We start from the raw sequence: 6,796 nt of genomic DNA on the forward strand, positions 1-6,796 counted from the left end.
GGGGCTGTCTTAAGGGGTCGGCATGACACGGCGCACTTCAGCGGCTTGGCCCTTGTTCTGCATTTACGCAGTTCTGATCGTTTACGCCAGCCTCTATCCATTTGATAACTGGCGCTTTCAGGGCGTCATGTCCTGGTCATTCCTGACCGCTTCATGGCCACGCTATTGGACGGGTTTTGATGTGCTGTCCAACGTGCTGGGCTATGCCCCGCTGGGTTTTTTGCTGGCTTTGAGTTTGCGCCGCATGCGCCCTCACTGGCCTGCCGTGGTGGTGGCCACTTTAGTGGCCGGATGCTTGTCCTTCACGCTCGAGTCGCTGCAGATGTTTCTGCCGGTTCGGGTGCCTTCCAACGTGGACACGGCCTTGAACATTGGCGGAGCTTGGGCGGGTGCGGTGGTGGCGCGTGGCTTGGTTGGGGTCGGACTGATGGACCCCTGGAACCGGTTTCGTGACCGCTGGTTTGAGACCGAAGCCAGTGGTGCTTTGGCTTTGTTGGCGGTTTGGCCTTTGGCCTTGCTGTTTCCGGCTGCCGTGCCTTTTGGTTTGGGTCAAGTGCTGGAGCGTTTGGAAGGCACTTGGATTGATTGGTTGCAAGACACGCCGTGGCTGGAGTCTTGGCCGGTGCGCGAGGTGGAGCTCCAGCCCATGCTGCCCATGACCGAGTCTTTGTGTGTGGCCTTGGGTTTGCTGCTGCCGTGTTTGCTGGTGTATGGCGTGGTGCAGCGCAGGCCTCAGCGCTGGGTTTTGGCCGGCTTGTGTTTGGTCGTGGGTATGCTGGCCAGTGCTTTGTCGGCGGCTTTGACCTATGGACCCGTGCATGCCTGGGGCTGGGTCAGTCCCGAGGTCCTGCAAGGGCTTGCCGTTGCCTTGATCTTGGCGCTGGCCTTGTCTTTGGCCTCGGCGCGGCTTTGCTGGGTGCTGGCGCTGGCGGCACTGGTGCTGCAGTTGAGCTTGCTCAACACGGCGTCGGCCGATGCTTACTTTCCATTGACCTTGCAGACTTGGGAGCAGGGCCGCTTTATCCGCTTTCATGGGCTGATTCAGTGGTTGGGTTGGTCGTGGCCTTTTGCCTTGTTGGTGTATTTGGTGCGCCAACTGTCCATGTCACCTTCTGCTGGGCGACCTTGAATGTGAGGCCCACCCCAGCAGGCCTAAAATTGCTGGATGAGCACTCCCCAGACCCCACCCTATTTCAAGCGGCACATCTTTTTTTGCCTCAATGAGCGCAAAAACAATGAGTCTTGTTGTGCCCAGCACAACGCACAGGCTGCGTTTGACCATTGCAAATCCCAAGTCAAGGCCCTTGGTTTGGCTGGCCCCGGCGAAGTTCGGGTGAACAAGGCCGGCTGCCTTGACCGATGTGCGGGCGGCCCTGTGGCGGTGGTCTATCCCGAGGGGGTTTGGTATTCGTACGTTGACCACGCGGACATCGACGAAATCGTTGAATCACACCTGAAAAATGGTCAGGTGGTCGAGCGTCTTGTGACCCCCGAGCACTTGGGGCGCTGATGAACCAGGCCACCCAAACCCTGACCCTCCAAGGCGAAGCGGGCAACCTGGAGGCGCTGATGGATTCGCCCCCAGAAGGGACTTTGCAGGGCACGGCGGTGATTGCCCACCCTCACCCCTTGTTTGGCGGCACCATGCACAACAAAGTGGTGCAAACCTTGGCCCGTGCTTTTGTGCAATGTGGCTGGCGCGCAGTGCGTTTCAACTTCAGGGGTGTCGGAGCAAGTGCGGGGTCCTACGACGAAGGACGAGGGGAGGCCGTGGACATGCGCCGGTTGATCGACCAGTTGGCGCCTGATGGGCCCTTGGCCTTGGCGGGGTTTTCTTTTGGCGCTTTTGTCACCAGCCATGTGGTGCAAGCCCTGGGCGAGGCGCGCTTGCCGCAGGCCTTGGTGCTCGTGGGCACGGCGGCCTCGCGTTTTGAGGTGGCACCCGTGCCCCAGTCCCTGCACGAGCGCTGCTTGGTGGTGCATGGCGAGCAAGACGACACGGTGCCGCTGGCCAGTGTGATGGATTGGGCCCGGCCGCAATCCCTGCCGATCACGGTGATTCCCGGCGTTGAGCATTTCTTTCACGGACAATTGCCCTTGCTCAAATCCTTGGTGATCCGTCACATGAAGGCCTGAGTGGCCAGACCCGTTGGGTGCCCTCGCCCTCTCTTCGCTTGTCCGCCCATGTGGGCGCGCGATTTGGGCCCACATGGCTTCAAGACTTTTCATGATTTACCCGCGATGAACCTCTTCCTCAAAATTCTGGCCAGCTGTTTTTGCCTTGTTCTTTCTGGGGCGGCCCACGCCCAGATGCCTCAGCCGCCGGAGTTGGCTGCCAAAGCCTACCTTTTGATGGACGTCACGGCCAATCAAGTGCTGGCCGCCAAAGACCCTGATATGGCGGTTGAACCCGCGTCTTTGACCAAACTGATGACCGCTTATTTGGTCTTCGATGCGCTCAAATCCCGCAAGCTGAACCTCCAGCAAGCCTTGCCGGTCTCCGAGCGGGCTTGGAAGATGCCCGGTTCGCGCATGTTCATCGATCCCAAGATGCAGGTGCCCGTCGAGGATTTGATCAAAGGCATGATTGTGCAGTCTGGCAATGACGCCACTGTGGCCTTGGCCGAAGGGGTGGCGGGCAGTGTGGAGCGGTTTGTGCAGTTGATGAATGATCAGGCCCGCATTTTGGGCATGAACAACACGGCCTACAAAAACCCGGAGGGCCTGACCGCCCCCGGTCACACCACAACCGCCAGGGATCTGGCCGCGCTGGCCACCCGTTTGATGCGGGACTTTCCTGACTATGTCCCTTATTACGCCATCAAAAAGTACCGTTATGCAGGCACCCCCGCTGCCAATGACAGCAACCGAAATTTGCTTTTGTTCAGGGACCCCTCGGTGGATGGGCTGAAAACCGGCCATACCCAAGCCGCGGGTTACTGTTTGGTGGCTTCGGCCAAACGCGAGTTTCCCAATGTGGGCGCGCGTCGCCTGCTCAGTGTGGTTTTGGGGGCTGAAAGTGAAAACGCGCGCGCCAACGAAAGCCAAAAGTTGCTCAACTGGGGTTATGCCGCCTTTGACGCGGTCAAATTGTTCGAGGCCAACCAATCGGTGGTGACGCCCCCGGTCTGGAAAGGCAAGCAAGCGGTGGTCAAGCTGGGATCAGATCGCCCCTTGATCGTGGCGGTGCCCTCGGGTACGGCGGCCCAATTGAAAACCCAAGTGGTTCGGCCTGACCCCTTGATTGCACCTTTTGTCAAAGGCCAGTCCGTGGGCAGCCTCAAGGTGCTGCAGGGCGACAGGCCCTTGTTCGAAGTGCCTTTGACGGTGCTCGAACCGGTCGAGCAGGCGGGCATTTTTGGGCGCGCTTGGGGCTCGGTGCGCCTTTGGATCAAGTAGGCCTTGAACCTGCATAAGGCGCCAAATTGTGGATAACTTGCCCAGAGTTCGCTGTGCGGTTATACTGGCGGGCTTTTCCGCTTTTGGGGCGGGGAAGTTTCTTTTGTCAAAATTCAACGTTTAGGGACGTTACAAACAATGCCAACCATCAATCAATTGGTGCGTCAGGGGCGCGAGGTCGAAACGATCAAGTCCAAAAGCCCTGCGATGCAAAACTCTCCACAGCGCCGTGGTGTCTGTACCCGTGTGTACACCACAACGCCTAAAAAGCCTAACTCCGCTCTGCGTAAAGTTGCCAAAGTGCGCTTGACCAACGGTTTTGAGGTCATCTCTTACATCGGCGGTGAAGGCCACAACCTGCAGGAACACTCGGTGGTTCTGGTGCGCGGTGGTCGTGTCAAAGACTTGCCGGGTGTGCGTTACCACATCGTCCGCGGTTCTTTGGACCTGCAAGGCGTGAAAGACCGCAAGCAGTCTCGCTCCAAGTACGGCGCGAAGAAACCAAAGGCCAAGTAAACCCTCACGGGTTGAAATTTTTCGGTGCTGTTTCCCGCGTGGCGCGGTGATTCAGCGAAGTGACCCGAAGCCCGGAATTGTCCAGGTGGGTCGAGTAAGTGAGTGGTTTTGAATAACCCTCGCGGTGTCTGAAAAGATGCCAACTGAAGCAATATGAGGTGAAATATGCCACGTCGTCGCGAAGTCCCTAAACGTGAAATCCTGCCGGATCCCAAGTTCGGCAATGTCGAGTTGTCCAAGTTCATGAACGTGATCATGGAAGGCGGCAAAAAAGCTGTGGCCGAGCGCATCATTTATGGTGCCCTCGAAAACATGGAAAAGAAAACAGGCAAAGACCCTGTCGAGCTGTTCTCCATCGCCATCAACAACGTCAAGCCCATGGTGGAAGTCAAGTCCCGCCGCGTGGGTGGTGCGAACTACCAGGTGCCTGTTGAAGTGCGCCCTGTTCGCCGCTTGGCGCTGTCGATGCGCTGGATCAAAGAAGCCGCACGCAAGCGCGGTGAGAAGTCGATGGCCCTGCGTTTGGCCAACGAATTGCTCGAGGCCAACGAAGGCCGTGGTGGTGCCATGAAAAAGCGTGACGAAGTTCACCGCATGGCCGAAGCCAACAAGGCGTTCTCGCACTTCCGCTTCTGATTCACAGAGGCTTCATAAAGAAGCCTCACACTGTCAGAAGCCAGCCCGCTGGCCCCAAAAGGGGTGGCGGGCTTTGGTACTTAATCATTGGAGAAACATATGGCTCGCATCACCCCCATCGAGCGTTATCGCAACATCGGTATTTCGGCGCACATTGACGCTGGCAAGACCACCACAACCGAACGCATCTTGTTTTACACCGGCGTGAACCACAAGATTGGTGAAGTGCACGACGGCGCTGCCACCATGGACTGGATGGAGCAAGAGCAAGAGCGTGGCATCACGATCACTTCTGCTGCCACCACCTGCTTTTGGAAGGGCATGGACGGCTCTTTCGAAGACCACCGCATCAACATCATTGACACCCCCGGCCACGTGGACTTCACGATCGAAGTGGAGCGTTCCATGCGCGTGCTGGACGGCGCCTGCATGGTGTATTGCGCTGTGGGCGGCGTGCAGCCTCAGTCTGAAACCGTTTGGCGTCAGGCCAACAAGTACAAAGTGCCACGTCTGGCCTTTGTGAACAAGATGGACCGCACTGGCGCTAACTTCTTCAAAGTCGTGGAGCAAATGAAGTTGCGCCTGAAGGCCAACCCTGTGCCCATCGTGATCCCGATTGGCGCTGAAGAAAACTTCACCGGCGTGGTGGATCTGCGCAAGATGAAAGCCATCATCTGGGACGAAGCTTCCCAGGGCATGAAGTTCACCTTCGAAGAAATCCCTGCTGACTTGGTCGAAGTGGCCAAGGAGTGGCGCGAGAAGATGGTGGAAGCTGCCGCTGAAGCCTCTGAAGAACTCATGAACAAGTACCTCGAAGAAGGCGACTTGACCGAAGAAGAAATCACGCATGGCTTGCGCGTTCGCACGATCAACAGCGAAATCCAACCCATGTTGTGCGGCACAGCGTTCAAGAACAAAGGCGTTCAGCGCATGCTGGATGCGGTTCTGGAATTGATGCCTTCGCCTTTGGACGTGAAAGCCATCAAGGGCTTTGACGAAGACGAAGTTGAAATCACCCGCAAAGCTGACGACAACGAAAAGTTCTCGGCACTGGCCTTCAAATTGATGACCGACCCGTTCGTGGGCCAGTTGACGTTTGTGCGTGTGTATTCCGGCGTGCTGAAAAAAGGCGACACCGTGTTCAACTCGGTGCGCGGCAAAAAAGAGCGCATTGGCCGTATCGTTCAGATGCACGCCAACAACCGTGAAGAAGTCGACGAAATCCGTGCCGGCGACATCGCTGCTTGCGTGGGCTTGAAAGACGTGACCACAGGCGAAACCTTGTGCGATCCCAACGCGGTGATCACGCTCGAGCGCATGGTGTTCCCCGACTCGGTGATCCGCCAAGCCGTTGAACCCAAGACCAAAGCCGACCAGGAAAAAATGGGCATCGCTTTGTCCCGCCTGGCTGCCGAAGATCCATCCTTCCGTGTGCAAACCGACGAAGAATCCGGCCAGACCATCATTGGTGGTCAGGGCGAATTGCACCTCGAAATCATCGTGGACCGCATGAAGCGTGAATTCGGTGTGGAAGCCAACGTGGGCAAGCCTCAAGTGGCTTACCGCGAAACCATCCGCAAGACCGTGGACGAAGCCGAAGGCAAGTTCGTGCGTCAGTCCGGTGGTAAGGGCCAATACGGCCACGTGGTTCTGAAGGTAGAACCTCAAGAGCCGGGTAAAGGCTTTGAATTCGTTGACGCCATCAAGGGCGGTGTGGTTCCTCGTGAATACATTCCTGCGGTGGAAAAAGGCGTGATCGAAGCTTTGGGTCAAGGCGTGTTGGCGGGCTACCCCGTCGTTGACGTCAAAGTCACGCTGCACTTCGGCTCGTACCACGATGTGGACTCGAACGAAATGGCATTCAAAATGGCCGCCATCTTTGGTTTCAAAGAAGGTTGCCGCAAAGCCCAGCCTGTGATTCTGGAGCCCATGATGGCGGTGGAAGTTGAAACCCCAGAAGACTACGCCGGTAACGTGATGGGCGACTTGTCCTCACGCCGTGGCATGGTTCAAGGTATGGACGACATGGTCGGGGGTGGCAAGGCCATCAAGGCCGAAGTGCCATTGTCCGAAATGTTCGGCTACTCGACCACACTGCGCTCGATGTCACAAGGTCGTGCCACTTACACCATGGAATTCAAGCACTACGCTGAAGCCCCACGTAACGTGGCCGAGGCCATCGTCGCTTCAAGGGCTAAGTAATGAAAAGCGTGCCCGAGCAAATTCGCCAGCGAATTTGCTCGGG

Annotated in this window: 7 protein-coding genes; all 7 read left to right on the forward strand. The window is 57.4% G+C overall.

Going from position 1 to position 6,796, the window contains the following annotated elements; translation table 11 throughout:
* Positions 1–22: 22 nt before the first annotated feature.
* The 7 genes from B472_RS06795 (at position 23) to fusA (ending at position 6,753) form a co-directional block, all read left to right on the forward strand.
* On the forward strand, positions 23–1,129 hold the full coding sequence (locus B472_RS06795) for a VanZ family protein (RefSeq protein WP_019426271.1): 1,107 nt from the start codon (positions 23–25) through the stop codon (positions 1,127–1,129).
* A gap of 36 nt (positions 1,130–1,165) precedes the next feature.
* On the forward strand, positions 1,166–1,510 hold the full coding sequence (locus tag B472_RS06800) for a ferredoxin (RefSeq protein ID WP_019426272.1): 345 nt from the start codon (positions 1,166–1,168) through the stop codon (positions 1,508–1,510).
* Positions 1,510–2,136: an alpha/beta hydrolase gene (locus B472_RS06805; RefSeq protein ID WP_019426273.1), complete on the forward strand. Its 627-nt coding sequence runs from the start codon at positions 1,510–1,512 to the stop codon at positions 2,134–2,136. The genes B472_RS06800 and B472_RS06805 overlap by 1 nt, the downstream gene beginning before the upstream one ends.
* A gap of 105 nt (positions 2,137–2,241) precedes the next feature.
* A complete protein-coding gene (locus tag B472_RS06810; RefSeq protein WP_026039419.1) occupies positions 2,242–3,399 on the forward strand; it encodes a D-alanyl-D-alanine carboxypeptidase family protein in 1,158 nt (385 codons plus the stop codon).
* A gap of 138 nt (positions 3,400–3,537) precedes the next feature.
* Positions 3,538–3,915 carry a 30S ribosomal protein S12 gene (gene rpsL / locus B472_RS06815; protein WP_011466063.1) on the forward strand — a complete coding sequence of 126 codons (378 nt, stop codon included), beginning with the start codon at positions 3,538–3,540 and terminating at the stop codon, positions 3,913–3,915.
* 165 nt (positions 3,916–4,080) lie between these two features.
* The gene (gene rpsG / locus B472_RS06820; RefSeq protein ID WP_019426275.1) at positions 4,081–4,551 is read left to right on the forward strand and encodes a 30S ribosomal protein S7; all 471 of its coding nucleotides are present in this window, start codon (positions 4,081–4,083) and stop codon (positions 4,549–4,551) included.
* Positions 4,552–4,650: 99 nt separating this feature from the next.
* Positions 4,651–6,753 (forward strand): elongation factor G, encoded by a 2,103-nt coding sequence (fusA, locus tag B472_RS06825; protein WP_019426276.1) that lies wholly within the window; start codon positions 4,651–4,653, stop codon positions 6,751–6,753.
* Positions 6,754–6,796 lie beyond the last annotated feature (43 nt).

Source organism: Limnohabitans sp. Rim28 (assembly GCF_000293865.2).
Lineage (GTDB): Bacteria > Pseudomonadota > Gammaproteobacteria > Burkholderiales > Burkholderiaceae_C > Limnohabitans_A.